Origin of the sequence: Arthrobacter globiformis NBRC 12137 (assembly GCF_000238915.1) — a bacterium.
GTDB lineage: Bacteria > Actinomycetota > Actinomycetes > Actinomycetales > Micrococcaceae > Arthrobacter > Arthrobacter globiformis.
Genome location: NZ_BAEG01000085.1, coordinates 280,223 through 294,028 on the forward strand (window position 1 = coordinate 280,223; position 13,806 = coordinate 294,028).

Consider the following 13,806-nt stretch of genomic DNA (forward strand, 5'->3'; position numbering starts at 1 on the left):
GAAACTCACACGTTGAAGCGGAACTCCACCACATCGCCGTCGGACATGACGTATTCCTTGCCTTCGATGCGGACCTTGCCGCGCGACTTCGCCTCCGCCATGGAGCCGGCGTCGATGAGGTCCTCGAAGGAGACAACCTCAGCCTTAATGAAGCCGCGCTGGAAGTCCGAGTGGATGACCCCGGCTGCCTGCGGGGCGGTGTCGCCCTGGTGGATGGTCCACGCGCGTGCCTCCTTGGGCCCGGCTGTGAGGTAGGTCTGCAGCCCCAGCGTGTGGAATCCGACGCGGGCCAGCTGGTCCAGCCCGGATTCGTCCTGCCCGTTCATTTCGAGCATTTCGCGCGCCTCGGCCTCGTCCAGCTCCACCAGGTCGGACTCGAGCTTGGCGTCAAGGAAGATGCAGTCGGCCGGCGCTACCATGGCGCGCAGCTCGGCCTGCTTCTCCTCGCTGCCGAGGATCCCCTCGTCCGCGTTGAAGACGTAGATGAAGGGCTTGGCCGTCAGGAGGCTGAGCTCCTTGAGGTGCTCCATCTCCAGCTTGTCGCTCGTGACGGACGAGTAGATGGTGTCGCCGCGCTCCAGCACCGACTGTGCGGCCTTGATGGCAGCGAGCTCCGCGGCCTCCCGCTTCTTGATCTTGACCTCTTTTTCGATCCGGGGAATGGCCTTCTCGATGGTCTGCAGATCGGCGAGGATCAGCTCGGTGTTGATGGTTTCCATGTCCGAGCGGGGGTCGACCTTGCCGTCGACGTGGATGACGTCAGGGTCATCGAAGACGCGCACCACTTCGGCGATGGCCTCCGCTTCACGGATGTTGGCGAGGAACTGGTTTCCCAGGCCTTCCCCTTCGGAGGCGCCCTTGACGATGCCTGCGATGTCAACGAAGGAGACAGCAGCGGGCAGTACGCGCTGCGAGCCGAAGATCCCGGCGAGCTGCTGGAGCCTGGGGTCGGGCAGGTTCACGACGCCGACATTGGGTTCGATGGTGGCGAACGGATAGTTCGCGGCCAGGACCTGGTTGCGGGTCAGTGCGTTGAAAAGTGTTGATTTGCCGACGTTGGGCAGTCCGACGATGCCAATAGTAAGAGCCACGGACATTGATTCTACCCGGTGGCCCTCGCATCCCGTGCCGCCGGGTGCTGCCTTCACAATAAATGTCACAGCCCCGTGCCACAGTGAAGGCATGGAACCTTTTGCAGTCATTCTGGCCCTTTTAATGCTGTTGCTGGGCGCCGTGTCCGGCGCGGGCGCGGTGTACGTGGTGCTGCGCCGCCGAAGCACCGCCCTGGAGGCCGATTTCGACGGCGTTTCGGCCCGCCTTTCGGAGGTGAGCGCCCAGTTTGCTGCCGCGGACGCCGAACGGAAACTTCTGTCCGCCCAGAACCGGGAGTTGGGCACGTCGCGTGAGCAGGACGCCAGCGTCCTGCGCGCACTGGCGCCGGTGGCTGAGAAGCTCACGGCGGTGCAGCAGCAGGTATCCCTGCTGGAACGTGACCGGCTGGAACAGTACGGTCAGCTGGCCCAGCAGCTGCAGGAGGCCCGCCTGACGGACGAGCAGCTGATGCGGTCCACGCATGCGCTTGAGTCGGCGCTCCGGTCGAACAGCGCGCGCGGGCAGTGGGGCGAAGTGCAGCTGCGCCGGGTCGTGGAGGCGGCCGGCATGATGAGGCACGTCGACTTCCATGAGCAGCACCACGGCACATCAGGCGCCGAGGCCGCGGTCCGGCCGGACCTTGTGGTCCAGCTGCCAGGCGACAAGCAGCTCGTTGTCGACGCCAAGGTCCCCCTGTCCGCCTACCTTGAGGCGCAGGAGCTGGGACAGTCAGCCATTGACAAGCCCGGACTCACCCAGGCAGCGCGGCAAAACCTCCTGGCGGCGCACGCCAAGGCACTGAAGACGCATGTGGACGCCCTCAGCACCAAGAAGTACTGGGACATTTCAGGGAACTCGCCCGAACTGGTGATCTGCTTTGTCCCGGCCGAGTCCATCCTCGCCGCCGCGTTGTCCGCCGACCCTGCGCTCCTGGATCACGCGCTGTCCAAGAATGTGGTGCTGGCTTCCCCCGGCACACTGCTCGCGGTGCTCAAGTCAGTGGCGTTCACGTGGCGCCAGGACGTTCTGACGGACAGTGCACGGGAGCTCTTCGAGCTTGCCCGGCAGCTGTACGAGCGGATGGGCACGCTCGGGGACAACGTGGGCAAGCTCGGGTCCTCGCTGAAAACCTCGGTGGACCGCTACAACGCGATGGTCGGCACGCTGGAGGCACGGGTGCTTCCCACGGCGCGGAAACTGAATGCCCTGGACGCCAGCGGACTGGTGACGCCTCCGGCTGTGCAGGTCACGCCGCGTTCGCCCGCGGCCCCGGAACTGCAGGGCGAATCACGGCAGTACGCTGACCTGCACGCCGCGGAGCTGGCAGCGGCCGAACTGGACGCCGGCGAACTGATAGCCGGCGAACCGCGGTCGGCCGCGGCGGAAGAGGACGCCGCCTAAAGGAGACGCCGGACGGACGCCGGCTCGCGCTCTCCTGCTAGCGCGAACGGCGTCCGCCAAGGGCGCGGGACACGTCCCCCGCTTCCTTGAGCGTGGCGCGAAGCTCCTTGGGCAGGGAGAAGAGGAGGTCCTCCTCCGCAGTCACAATCTCCTCGACGGCGTCGTATCCGTAGTCGGCCAGGAGACGGAGCACGTCCTTGACCAAGACCTCCGGGACGGACGCGCCTGAGGTGACGCCCACGGTGGCAACACCCTCGAACCAGGACTCGTCCACCTCGTTGGCGAAGTCAACACGGTACGACGCCTTGGCGCCGTATTCGAGTGCCACTTCGACGAGGCGCACGGAGTTGGAGGAGTTTGCCGAGCCGACCACGATCACCAGATCAGCCTGGGGCGCGATCTTCTTGATGGCCACCTGGCGGTTGGTCGTGGCGTAGCAGATGTCGTCGCTGGGCGGATCCTGGAGCGTGGGGAAGCGATCCTTGAGCAGCCGCACAGTCTCCATGGTCTCGTCCACGCTGAGCGTGGTCTGGGAAAGCCAGATGACCTTTTCGGGGTCCCGTACCGTCACCTTGTCCACCTCATGGGGGCCATTGATGATCTGGATGTGCTCGGGGGCCTCGCCGGACGTTCCTTCAACCTCTTCGTGGCCGTCATGGCCGATCAGGAGGATGTCGAAGTCGTCCTTGGCGAAGCGGACGGCCTCCTTGTGCACCTTGGTCACGAGGGGGCAGGTCGCATCGATCGTCCGCAGCCCGCGGTCCTCCGCGGACTGGACCACCGCCGGCGAAACGCCGTGGGCCGAGAATATGACCAGGGCGCCCTCGGGCACTTCGTCCGTTTCGTCCACGAAGATGGCGCCCTGTTCCTCCAGGGAGCTGACCACGTGGACGTTGTGGACGATCTGCTTCCGGACATAGACGGGCGGTCCGTAGTGCTGCAGTGCCTTTTCGACGGCGATGACCGCGCGGTCCACGCCGGCGCAATATCCGCGCGGGGCTGCCAGCAAAACCTTCTTGGGGCCGGGGACCGGTGCCGCCGCGAGCACTTCCTCCGGCGAACGCCGCCGGCGCGGGACGGTTGGCATCGAAAGGGAAACTGCAGAGGAGGTCATTGCTCCATGCTACCGGCTGGGCGGCAGGCCCCTGGGCGGCTCATCGCCTGCGGGCAGGACCGCCGACCACCCTGGCCAGCACGCCTGCCGCCGCCAGGGCCGCACCGACGATCGCCGCCGCCAGCGTCCACGACGCAAACCCGGCAGCTGAAGCCGCCACGAACTCGCGCTTGAACAGGTCTGCCATTTCGTTTCCGCTCGCGGTTCCCATGACGGCGTCGGCGGCCGAGCGGGATGCCAGCGTCCACAGTCCGGACAGCGCCAGTGCGCCCACTCCAATGCCGGCCAGGACTTTCCACCGCCGGCGGGCCGTCACGAGCGCGAGGAGAAACGCCACGCCGGCACCGACGGCCAGGCTGTATCCCAGCGGAGAGTATGCGGAAACCCGGTCAATGAGCTGCCGCTGGTTCGTCTGTCCGATGTTCACCAGCGTCTGGCCCGGGGCCTCCAGCGGCACACCCACCTGGCTGGAAATCTGCTTGGCCGCAAGGGCGACGAGCGGGGCCACATCCAGGGTCAGCGAGGTGCCGGATTCCGCTTCAGGCGGAAGGGACGCCGGGTCGGCGAAGTTGAGGCGGTGGCTCTTCCGCAGTGTTTCTTCCCAGGCAGCCGGGTACTCGGGCAGGCCAGTGAGAGAGGTTGCCGCCTTTTCCAGCACCGGCCGGACCAGTGCGGCCACCTGCGGCGGGAGGGTGCCGCCGGTATCAATGCTGCTGACGGCGGCCGTTGCCAGGCGCTTCTGGAAATCCGGATCCTTACCCAGTGGTGCAGCCAGGGCAACGAAGCCATCCTCCTGCACGATGTTGCGGTCCACCCAGATGGCCGGAACCGCGGCGGCGGAGAGGAGAAGACCAAGGATGACGGCCAAGGCCGCAAGAAATGAGCGCAAGGGATTCCTAGCTGGTGGGGATTCTCGGCTGGTCGGATGCCCGGCTGGTCAGCAGGACACTGCCATCCTAGGTGCGCCGTCGCATGATCGAAAAAGTAGGCAGCCGATCGAAAAAGCAGGACGATCCAAATCGTCGGGCCACCGGCAATTCCGGCTTATCAGCTATGCCACGCTGTCAACAATGTCGGAGCCGGGTGATACAGCTATGGATAGAGTGGATTAACCCACCGCGCACGCACCATCCACAGGCAAAGGACCGCGACCATGCAACTGGCATTCGCCGCCACCGGGGCTGCACATGGCTGAAAACGCCACCGTCCCTGTACCCGGCACGGCCCCCGCAGCCGGCCCCAGCACGGTGCCGGCCACTGCCGCCGACACGAGCCCGGACAACCCCTGGCCGCTGCAGTTGCTCTCCCAGAAGCTCAAGACCCACATCGATCGGGCACCGGCAGCCTGGGTAGAAGGGCAGGTCATCGAACTGAACCGGCGCGGCGGCAGTGCCTTCCTCACCCTCCGGGATGTTGACGCCGAGATCTCCCTGCCGGCTTCCATCTGGTCCAAGCTGCTCGACCGCCAGGAGGCACCGCTTGAACGCGGAAGCCGGGTGGTTGCCCTGCTGAAGGCTGAGTTCTGGATGAAGACCGGGCGCCTGAACATGTCCGTGAAGGACATCCGCCCGGTTGGACTGGGTGATCTCCTCGCACGGATAGAACGGCTGCGCCACGCCCTGGCCGCGGAAGGGCTGTTTGCCGAGTCGCGGAAAAAGCGCCTTCCGCTGCTCCCCCACCGGATCGGTCTCATCACCGGCCGCGACTCCGATGCCAAGAAGGACGTGCTGCGCAACGCGGCCCTGCGCTGGCCGGCAGTTGAGTTCGAGATCCGCGAAGTTGCAGTGCAGGGCAACACTGCCGTATCCCAGATGGTCAGGGCGTTGCGCGAACTCGATGCCCGTCCCGAGGTCGACGTCATCGTGATCGCCCGCGGTGGCGGAGCGCTGGAGGACCTGCTGCCGTTCAGCAGCGAGGAACTCATCCGCGCGGTCGCCGCCGCGGTGACTCCGGTGGTCAGCGCGATCGGACACGAGGCGGACCGGCCCATCCTGGACGACGTCGCCGATCTCCGGGCCTCCACGCCCACTGACGCAGCCAAGCGGATCGTGCCGGAAGTCTCGGAGGAACTTGCCCGGGTCCGGCAGGCTGAGGCCCAGCTGCGCCGCTCCGTCACGCTGCTGGTGGCCCGGGAAACGGACCGTCTGGCGGCAGTCCGGTCCCGTCCCGTCCTCGCGTCTCCTGAGAGTATGATCACTGCGCGCGCGGACGATGTGGAACGGCTGGCCCAACGGTCGACGGCGGCCATCAGCGCCGCCGTCACAAGGGCTTCCGACCAGCTGGTCCACCTTCAGGCGCAGGTCCGGGCCTTGTCACCGCAGCAGACTCTTGACCGCGGTTACGCCGTGGTACAGCTTTCCGGGTCCGGCGGCGCAGTGGTCCGCCAGCCCGCCCAGGCCCCGGCCGGAGCCGCGCTCTCGGTCCGGGTGGCCGGCGGGCGGTTCGGCGCGGAATCCACAGGCGCACCATGAACCGGGACGCACCCTAAGCCGGCCATGGCGCCAGCACCTCATGACATCACCACCGACACGACAGGCCAGAAAACATGACAGACCCGACCATCAGCACAGAGCCAGAGAACAGCACGGAGCCTGCGAACAGCACAGCACAGCCGGGCACGGCGCTTCCTCCGGACATTGATGCCCTCAGCTACGAGGAAGCACGGGAACAGCTGGTGGCCGTGGTCTCCAAGCTCGAGGCCGGCGGGACCAGCCTCGAGGACTCCCTGGCCCTGTGGGAACGGGGCGAGGCACTGGCGCGGCGCTGTGAAGAATGGCTGGAGGGCGCCCGGAAAAGGCTCGCGGCTGCCCGCAAGGACAGCTAGCGCCGGCGGGGATTTGGCCGCAGATTAAGCCGGGTTCAGGACCGCTCGACGAGGCGGCGCTCGGCTTCGACGTCGAACTCGGCCTTGGGCCACTCCAGATCGAACTCGCCGAGCCCCTCCAGCAGCAGTTGCTGGACCGCAATGCGCGCATACCATTTCTTGCTGGCCGGCACGACGTACCACGGCGCGTGGTCCGTGTTGGTGGCATCGAAGGCAGCCTGGTAGGCGGCCATGTAGTCGTCCCAGAAGGCGCGCTGTTTCAGGTCCTCGGTGTTGTACTTCCAGTGCTTGGCCGGGTTGTCCAGCCTGGCCAGGAGCCGCTCTTTCTGCTCGTCGTTGCTGATATGCAGCATGACCTTGATGACCTTCGTGCCTACGGCAACCTGCCGGGCTTCGAACTCATTGATCGCCTTGTAGCGGCGTTCGATTTCCTTCGGGTCCGCCCAGCGGTGGACCCGGTGGATCAGGACATCCTCGTAGTGTGACCGGTCAAAGACCCCCAGCATGCCGGCGCCCGGGACTTCCCTTTCGATACGCCAGAGAAAGTCGTAGGCGCGTTCCTCTGGGGTGGGGGCCTTGAAGGATTTGAACTGTACGCCCTGCGGATCCATGGCGCCCAGCACGTGCTTCACGATCCCGCCCTTGCCGGCGGTGTCCATTCCCTGCAGGATCAGCAGGACGCGCTTGGTGCCGCCAAACTTGGACTCGGCAAACAGCTTTTCCTGCAGCTCGGCGAGCTTGTCATCCAACTCCTCAAGGAGGGCCTCGCCGTCGGCCTTGTTCCCGGGATAGCCCGGGGTGGTGTCCGGATCAACTTCCGCCAGCTTGAACCCCTTGCCGACTTTCAAGGATTCGGAGGGGAACTTCGTGAATTCCGCAACGCCGGCCATGGGGACCTCTTTCCACTGTTGTCTGTGGGTAAAGGCTAATTCCCCTGATACCTGCTGAGGAAGTCTCCCATGCGGCCAATTGCTTCCTCGATGTCCTTGACGTTCGGCAGGGTCACCATCCGGAAGTGGTCGGGCCGGACCCAGTTGAACGCCCGGCCATGCGAGACCAGGATCTTCTGTTCCTTGAGCAGGTCCAGGACAAACTTTTCGTCGTCCCGGATGTTGTAGACCTCCGGGTCCAGCTTGGGGAACAGGTAGAGGGCTCCCCGTGCCTGCTGGGTGCTGACGCCGGGGATGGCGTTGAGCATCTCGTACGCCTTGTTGCGCTGTTCCAGCAGCCGGCCGCCGGGCAGGATGAGGTCGCTGATGCTCTGGTACCCGCCCAGGGCAGTCTGGATGGCGTGCTGGGCCGGGACGTTGGCGCACAGCCGCATGTTGGCCAGCAGGTTAATGCCTTCGAGGTAGTCCGCGGCCTCCTTCTTCGGTCCGGAGATCGCCATCCATCCTGCGCGGTAGCCGCAGACGCGGTAGGCCTTGGACAGCCCGCTGAAGGTCAGGCACAGCACGTCGTCGCCGGTAAGCCCGGCCAGGTTCACGTGCACGGCGTCCTCGTAGAGGATCTTCTCGTAGATTTCGTCGGCGAAGATCACCAGCCCGTGCTTTTCCGCCAGGGCAACGATCTTGCGCAGGGTGCTTTCCGGGTACACGGCGCCGGTGGGGTTGTTCGGGTTGATGACCACGATCCCCTTGGTGCTGGGCGTGATCTTGGCCTCGAGGTCTTCCAGGTCGGGCTGCCAGCCGGACTCCTCGTCGCAGAGATAGTGCACGGGACGGCCGCCGGCCAGCGCCACGGAGGCAGTCCACAGCGGATAGTCCGGGGTGGGGATCAGGATTTCGTCGCCGTCGTCGAGCAGTGCCATCAGCGACATGGTGATCAGTTCGCTGACACCGTTGCCCAGGTAGATGTCGTCCACGTGGATGCTTTGGATGCCGCGGGTCTGGTAGTACTGCGAGACGGCGGTGCGGGCCGAGAAGATGCCGCGGGAATCGCTGTATCCCTGGGCGTGGGGCAGGTGGCGGATCATGTCCACCAAAATCGCGTCCGGCGCTTCAAAACCGAAGGGTGCTGGGTTGCCGATGTTCAGTTTGAGGATGCGGTGCCCCTCTGCCTCCATCTGCTGGGCGGCCTGAAGAATCGGTCCACGGATGTCGTAAAGGACATTATGAAGCTTGGTGGACTGCTTGAATTCTGCCATTCATCAAATATGCCACAAGCGGGATGTACTTCCGGGGAGACGTGCCTCACAGTCCCGTCACCCGCTTAACGACGACGGCGGCTGCCGGTCCGCGCGGAACCGGCAGCCGCCGTCGTACTCACTGAGTAAGCAGCACCGCCTACTTGACGATGCCCTTGTCCTTGAGCCACGCGGCAGCCGCATCCTTGGCGTTCTGCTTCTGGCTTCCGCTCACGGCACGGTTGAGGTTGATCAGGTCGTCCGTAGTGAGGGTCTTGGAGACGTTGTTCAGCGCCTCCTTGGCCTTGTCCGTCACCTTCGCGTCGTTGTAGAGCGGGAGCACCTGCTGGGCCTTGAAGTTGTTCTTCGGGTCCTCCAGCACAACGAGGTCGTTGTCCGCGATGGACGGCGTGGTGGTGAAGATGTCGGCCACCTGCACCTCGTCGCTCAGGAGCGCCTGCAGCGTGAGGTTGCCGCCGCCGTCGCTGAACGGCTTGAGCGCCTTGAGCTCGCAGTTGTAGTTCTTCTTGAGCCCCGGGAACCCGTAGGACCGGGTTTCGAAGGTGGCAGGCGCGGCCATGGTCAGGTCCTTGCAGACCTTGGCCAGGTCCTCGATGGACTTCAGCTGGTACTTTTCGGCGGTGGCCTTGGTGACCACCATGGCGTCCTTGTCCTCGGCCTTGGACGGCTCAAGCACGGCGAGACCCTGCGGAAGTTTGCCCGGAAGGGCCTTGTAGACGTCCTCCGGCGTGACCTCAGCAGCCTGCGCGTCGACGTGGGACAGAAGGTTGCCGGAGTAGTCGGGAACCACATCCACGGATCCGTCCTGGACGGCCTTGAAGTAGATCTCGCGGGAGCCGATGTTCGGCTTGGTGGTGGCGGTAACTCCGGCCGCGTTCAAAGCGCCGGCATAGATCTCGGCGATGATCTGGCTTTCCGGGAAGTCCGCGGAGCCCACGACAAGGGAACCGCCGGAGGTGGCGCCGCCGGTTGCACTCGTGGAGGGGGAAGACAGCGGGCTGCCGCTGCTGCAGGCGGACAGGGCAAGGACGACGCCGACACCGGCGGCGAGGCCGCCCAGGCCACGGCGGGTAAGAGTCGTGCGGACGGGGTGCTTCATGCGGTGCCTCCTTGAACAGCGGCCGCCGCGGGCGCGGCAGCCGAGAGATCGGTGGCGGCCTTGCGGCCGCCCTTGGAACGTGCGGAAAGTCCCGGTGAAACGACCAGCCGCTGCACGGCCGCCAGGACGAGGTCGACGACGATCGCCAGCGCCGCGATAAGAAGCGAACCTGCCAGCATCCGGGGGAAGTCCTGGAGCACCAGCCCGTCGAACAGGTAGCGTCCCAGGCCGCCGAGCGGAAGGTAGGCCACCACCGACACTGTGGCGATCACCTGCAGCACGGCGGTGCGGATGCCGCCGAACATCACGAGGAGCCCGTTGGGAACCTCCACGCCGAACAAGACCTGCAGCTCTTTCATGCCCATGGCGCGGGCGGCGTCCACCACGCTGGCGTCCACGCTGGAAATGCCGGCGTAGGTGCCGGCCAGCAGCGGCGGGACCGTGAGGATGACCAGCGCCCACACCGGCGGCATGAGGCCGCTTCCGGCAACGAGGGCGAACAGCACCAGCAGTCCGAGTGTGGGCAGCGCCCGGAGGGCTCCGGCCACGGCCACGGCCACCACGCGGCCCCTGCCCGTATGGCCGATGTAGAGCCCCACCGGGACGGCAATGGCCGCGGCGATAAGCAGGACCAGGCCGCTGTACTGCAGGTGTTCGAGGAGACGGACGGGTATCCCGCCCGGGCCCGACCAGTGCGAAGGGTCGGCGAGCCACGCGAAAGTTTCGGTGAAGATGTTCATGAGCCGGCCCCCGCGTGCACCTTGGCGTCGGCGAGGAATTCGGCGCCGGATTGAGCCTTCGCGCCGGTCCCTATGGAGCCTGCCCTGGTCCAGGGCGTGAGGACCCGTTCCAGGATCACCAGCAGGGCGTCCATCACCAGGGCCAGCAGCAGGATGGCGATAATCCCCACCACCACCTCGGTGACGAAGTTCCGCTGCAGCCCGTCCGTGAACAGCATTCCGAGGTTCCCGACCCCCAGCAGGGCGGCGACGCTCACCAGCGAAATGTTGCTCACCGACACGACGCGCAGGCCAGCGAACATCACGGGCAGGGACAGCGGCAGGTCGATCTGCAGGAACCGCGCGGCGGGCTTGTACCCCATGGCCACGGCCGCCTGCCGGAGGTCATCATCCACGGAATCGAAGGCGTCCATGGCGGCCCGCACCAGCAGCGCCACCGCGTAAATGGTCAGGGCGACAATAACGTTCAGCGGGTCAAGGATCCGGGTTCCCAGCAGCGGCGGCAGGATGATGAACAAGGCCAGCGAGGGGATGGTGTAGAGCAGGGAACTCACGGTGGCCACGAGCTGCCGGAGTGCGCTGTGCCGCCGCGAGAACTGTGCCAGCGGGATGGAGATCAGCAGGCCCAGGATCATCGGCACCAGGGCCAGGACCAGGTGCTGGCCGGCCCGTTCAAAGACCATGGGGCTGTTCGCCAGGAACCACTCCATCAGAGTGCGCCCTGCCGGGCCCGGCGTGCGGACTCGATGACGCTGAGCACCTCCGCGCCCTTGACGACGCCGGCAACCTTGCCGTCGCCGTCGACCGCGACGCCGAGCCCCGACGGCGAAGACAGCGCGGCGTCCAGGGCGCGCCGGAGGGTGTCGCCCGGCCGGAACAGTGAGCCGCCGGGAATGAGCTGGGAGTCGAGGCCGGGGCCTTCCCAGCCCAGCGGGCGCTGCTGTTCATCCACCACCAGTCGCCAACTGTCCGGATGTGCACCGGCGTCCCCGCCCCGGGTGACCGTTTCAACGGGATGGACCGCAACGCCGTCGGCCGTGGTGAACCCAAGGTGCCGGAAACCGCGGTCCCGGCCGACGAAGGAAGCGACGAACTCGCTCGCCGGTGCCCGGAGGATCTCCTCCGGCGTGGCGTACTGCGCCAGCTTGCCGCCGACGGCGAAGACCGCCACCTTGTCCCCCAGCACGGTGGCCTCGTCGATGTCGTGGGTGACAAAGACGATGGTCTTGGCCAGGTCGCGCTGCAGCCGGAGGAGCTCCTGCTGCAGTTCGTCGCGGACCACGGGATCCACGGCACTGAAGGGCTCATCCATCAGCAGGACCGGCGGATCGGCGGCGAGCGCCCGGGCCACGCCGACGCGCTGCTGCTGGCCGCCCGAGAGCTGCGACGGGTACCGCTTGCCCAGCGACGGGTCCAGCCCCACGACGTCGAGCAGTTCTTCCGCGCGCTTGCGGGCGTCGGCTTTCGAGACGCCGTTCAGGCGGGGCACGGTGGCGATGTTGTCCACCACGGAGCGGTGCGGCATCAGCCCGGACGACTGCATCACGTAGCCCATGGAGCGCCTGAGCTCGGCCGCCGGTACGGAGGTGACGTCCCGCCCGCCCACGGTGATGGTCCCGGACGTGGGTTCCACCATCCGGTTGATCATGCGCAGGGAGGTGGTCTTGCCGCAGCCTGACGGTCCCACGAACACCGTGATGGAGCCCCGGTCAATGGACATGCTCAGCTGGTCCACCGCCGGTTGCCCGCCCTGGTACTGCTTGGTGACGCTTTGGAACTCAATCATGGCTTCGGCCATACCCGGCTTACCTAACTGTTGGGCGGCAACATCGGACGGTAAAGCGAACTGATCATAAGCACGCTGTTTTTTGGCTGTAAAGCGCGTCTTGACACAGCGTAACCAGTGCCCGAAGCAAAACCGCCGAAGCCGCGGACACCGTGATCATTCGGAGACAAACACTGGTGATTCGGCGCCCTCCCCCGTCCGGATGGGTGGAGGAGTTTTTGTCCGGATAATGGGTCCAAATGCCCCCGGAGCGGCCATTGGCTGGACAAAAACTCCAGCCTCAGGAGTGGCGGTAGCGTTCGGCGGCCCGCTGGCTCCGGCCGGCCACCACCACCTTCTGGTGCCATTCCCGCTGGTACGCCCTTCTCGCCGCAGCGTCGTGGCGCCGCTCAAGGGCACCAAGCTCGCGCTGGAGCTTGCGGTAACTGGCCCACCGCCTCTCCTCGAGGGACCCGTCGTCGAGCGCGGCCCGGACGGCGCACCCGGGTTCGGTGTCATGGGCGCAGTCGGAGAAGCGGCACTGTTCGAAGAGCGCCTGCAGGTCGCTGAACATCTCCTCCATGCCGTCCTCGGCGTCGAACAGCCCGAAGCCGCGGACACCGGGAGTGTCCATCAGCACCGCGCCGTTGGGCAGCGGCACCAGCTCGCGCGACGTCGTGGTGTGCCGGCCCCTGCCATCGGCGGCCCGCACGTCGCCGGTTGACTGGACCTGGTGCCCCACGAGCGCATTGATGAGCGTGGATTTTCCGGCGCCGGAAGGGCCCAGCAGGGCGAGCGTCCACCCCGGCTGCACCCGCGAGAGCAGTTCGTCGATGCCGTCCCCCTGCTCGGCCGAGGTGGTCACCACGTCCACGCCGGCTGCCTGCAGGATCACCTTTCCGACGACGTCATCGGCGATGTCCGACAGGTCCGCCTTCGTGATGATCACCAGGGGTGTGGCGCCGGAATCCCAGACGGCCACGAGTGTCCGTTCAAGCCGGTTATGGCTCAGCGGACGGTCCACGGGAACAACCACGCCCACCATGTCGATGTTCGCGGCGAGGACCTGTGCTTCCGTGGACGGGTCAAAGGCACGCTTGCGGCTCAACTCGGAGGTGCGCGGGAGAACGCCGACGGCGGCCGGTTCCGCAGCCCGGCTGCGGCCGAGCCAGATCCAGTCACCGGTGGCCGGTACGGCGTGGGCCGGGTACGGCAGGTGCACGAGACCGTCGGCTGTGGCCGCGACAATCCGGTTACGGTCCACCCGGACGACGCGGGCGGCCGCCTCGCCGCCGGCCGCCGGATGGGCCGCAAAGTGCTCGGCCACCGCTGCCGTGAAACCGTACGGGACCGGGCCGGGCATGGGGTCAGGTTTTATTGAAGGGGTCTGGTTTTGTAGCTGGTTGGCACGAATGCCGGAAGGATTTTTCACTGTGAACCTCGGGTTGGCCCCGAAGCGCCGCCAGCCGTCCAGCGGTGCGCTGAGCGCAGTGCTCTGTGCACCGAGTGCGCTGGACTGGTTACGAGTGGGCAGCAGCGGGGGCAGGAGTAATGAGAGTGCTTTCGACAGGGCGCGGAGCGCGCACGAATTCTGCAGTCATCAGGTCCACCTCCCCGGTGCGAAG

General features: G+C 66.2%; 13 protein-coding genes. 3 read left to right on the forward strand and 10 right to left on the reverse strand.

The genetic code is table 11. The features are described from left to right. Positions 1–5: 5 nt before the first annotated feature. Positions 6–1,091, reverse strand: a complete 1,086-nt coding sequence (ychF, locus tag ARGLB_RS17915) for a redox-regulated ATPase YchF (RefSeq protein ID WP_003805196.1) — start codon at positions 1,089–1,091, stop codon at positions 6–8. Between the two features lie 91 nt (positions 1,092–1,182). Here ychF and ARGLB_RS17920 point away from each other — a divergent pair, with 91 nt between their 5' ends. Further along, on the forward strand, positions 1,183–2,493 hold the full coding sequence (locus tag ARGLB_RS17920) for a DNA recombination protein RmuC (protein WP_003805198.1): 1,311 nt from the start codon (positions 1,183–1,185) through the stop codon (positions 2,491–2,493). 37 nt (positions 2,494–2,530) lie between these two features. Here ARGLB_RS17920 and ARGLB_RS17925 read toward each other — a convergent pair whose 3' ends face one another. Both ARGLB_RS17925 and ARGLB_RS17930 read right to left on the reverse strand, forming a co-directional pair. Beyond that, on the reverse strand, positions 2,531–3,607 hold the full coding sequence (locus ARGLB_RS17925) for a 4-hydroxy-3-methylbut-2-enyl diphosphate reductase (RefSeq protein WP_003805200.1): 1,077 nt from the start codon (positions 3,605–3,607) through the stop codon (positions 2,531–2,533). 40 nt (positions 3,608–3,647) lie between these two features. After that, on the reverse strand, positions 3,648–4,496 hold the full coding sequence (locus ARGLB_RS17930) for a hypothetical protein (protein WP_003805203.1): 849 nt from the start codon (positions 4,494–4,496) through the stop codon (positions 3,648–3,650). A 298-nt stretch (positions 4,497–4,794) separates the two neighbouring features. On the opposite strand from ARGLB_RS17930, the gene xseA reads away from it, so the two are divergent. Both xseA and ARGLB_RS17940 read left to right on the forward strand, forming a co-directional pair. Further along, on the forward strand, positions 4,795–6,078 hold the full coding sequence (gene xseA, locus ARGLB_RS17935) for an exodeoxyribonuclease VII large subunit (RefSeq protein WP_003805205.1): 1,284 nt from the start codon (positions 4,795–4,797) through the stop codon (positions 6,076–6,078). A gap of 74 nt (positions 6,079–6,152) precedes the next feature. Beyond that, positions 6,153–6,431, forward strand: coding sequence for an exodeoxyribonuclease VII small subunit (locus ARGLB_RS17940; protein ID WP_003805207.1), 279 nt, complete (start codon positions 6,153–6,155; stop codon positions 6,429–6,431). A gap of 35 nt (positions 6,432–6,466) precedes the next feature. Here the strand turns inward: ARGLB_RS17940 and ARGLB_RS17945 are convergent, their stop codons facing one another. The 7 genes from ARGLB_RS17945 to rsgA form a co-directional block, all read right to left on the reverse strand. Then, positions 6,467–7,321 (reverse strand): polyphosphate kinase 2 family protein, encoded by an 855-nt coding sequence (locus ARGLB_RS17945; RefSeq protein WP_003805208.1) that lies wholly within the window; start codon positions 7,319–7,321, stop codon positions 6,467–6,469. Between the two features lie 35 nt (positions 7,322–7,356). Then, positions 7,357–8,577: a pyridoxal phosphate-dependent aminotransferase gene (locus ARGLB_RS17950; RefSeq protein WP_003805210.1), complete on the reverse strand. Its 1,221-nt coding sequence runs from the start codon at positions 8,575–8,577 to the stop codon at positions 7,357–7,359. Positions 8,578–8,716: 139 nt separating this feature from the next. After that, positions 8,717–9,676, reverse strand: coding sequence for an ABC transporter substrate-binding protein (locus ARGLB_RS17955; RefSeq protein ID WP_003805213.1), 960 nt, complete (start codon positions 9,674–9,676; stop codon positions 8,717–8,719). Beyond that, entirely contained in the window at positions 9,673–10,416 is a 744-nt protein-coding gene (locus tag ARGLB_RS17960) for an ABC transporter permease (protein WP_003805214.1), read from the reverse strand. The genes ARGLB_RS17955 and ARGLB_RS17960 overlap by 4 nt, the downstream gene beginning before the upstream one ends. Beyond that, positions 10,413–11,126 carry an ABC transporter permease gene (locus tag ARGLB_RS17965; RefSeq protein WP_003805215.1) on the reverse strand — a complete coding sequence of 238 codons (714 nt, stop codon included), beginning with the start codon at positions 11,124–11,126 and terminating at the stop codon, positions 10,413–10,415. Before ARGLB_RS17965 ends, ARGLB_RS17960 begins: the two co-directional genes overlap by 4 nt. Beyond that, on the reverse strand, positions 11,126–12,214 hold the full coding sequence (locus tag ARGLB_RS17970) for an ABC transporter ATP-binding protein (protein ID WP_003805216.1): 1,089 nt from the start codon (positions 12,212–12,214) through the stop codon (positions 11,126–11,128). Before ARGLB_RS17970 ends, ARGLB_RS17965 begins: the two co-directional genes overlap by 1 nt. Positions 12,215–12,482: 268 nt before the next feature. Then, positions 12,483–13,544 carry a ribosome small subunit-dependent GTPase A gene (rsgA, locus tag ARGLB_RS17975; protein WP_003805217.1) on the reverse strand — a complete coding sequence of 354 codons (1,062 nt, stop codon included), beginning with the start codon at positions 13,542–13,544 and terminating at the stop codon, positions 12,483–12,485. Positions 13,545–13,806 lie beyond the last annotated feature (262 nt).

What these genes read in the sequence shown, in the direction of transcription:
- ARGLB_RS17920 (WP_003805198.1), top strand. Translation starts at nt 1,183, where the DNA reads ATGGAACCTTTTGCAGTCATTCTGGCCCTTTTAATGCTGTTGCTGGGC.
- ARGLB_RS17925 (WP_003805200.1), bottom strand. Translation starts at nt 3,607, where the DNA reads ATGACCTCCTCTGCAGTTTCCCTTTCGATGCCAACCGTCCCGCGCCGG.
- xseA (WP_003805205.1), top strand. Translation starts at nt 4,795, where the DNA reads ATGGCTGAAAACGCCACCGTCCCTGTACCCGGCACGGCCCCCGCAGCC.
- ARGLB_RS17940 (WP_003805207.1), top strand. Translation starts at nt 6,153, where the DNA reads ATGACAGACCCGACCATCAGCACAGAGCCAGAGAACAGCACGGAGCCT.
- ARGLB_RS17945 (WP_003805208.1), bottom strand. Translation starts at nt 7,321, where the DNA reads ATGGCCGGCGTTGCGGAATTCACGAAGTTCCCCTCCGAATCCTTGAAA.
- ARGLB_RS17950 (WP_003805210.1), bottom strand. Translation starts at nt 8,577, where the DNA reads ATGGCAGAATTCAAGCAGTCCACCAAGCTTCATAATGTCCTTTACGAC.
- ARGLB_RS17955 (WP_003805213.1), bottom strand. Translation starts at nt 9,676, where the DNA reads ATGAAGCACCCCGTCCGCACGACTCTTACCCGCCGTGGCCTGGGCGGC.
- ARGLB_RS17960 (WP_003805214.1), bottom strand. Translation starts at nt 10,416, where the DNA reads ATGAACATCTTCACCGAAACTTTCGCGTGGCTCGCCGACCCTTCGCAC.
- ARGLB_RS17965 (WP_003805215.1), bottom strand. Translation starts at nt 11,126, where the DNA reads ATGGAGTGGTTCCTGGCGAACAGCCCCATGGTCTTTGAACGGGCCGGC.
- ARGLB_RS17970 (WP_003805216.1), bottom strand. Translation starts at nt 12,214, where the DNA reads ATGGCCGAAGCCATGATTGAGTTCCAAAGCGTCACCAAGCAGTACCAG.
- rsgA (WP_003805217.1), bottom strand. Translation starts at nt 13,544, where the DNA reads ATGCCCGGCCCGGTCCCGTACGGTTTCACGGCAGCGGTGGCCGAGCAC.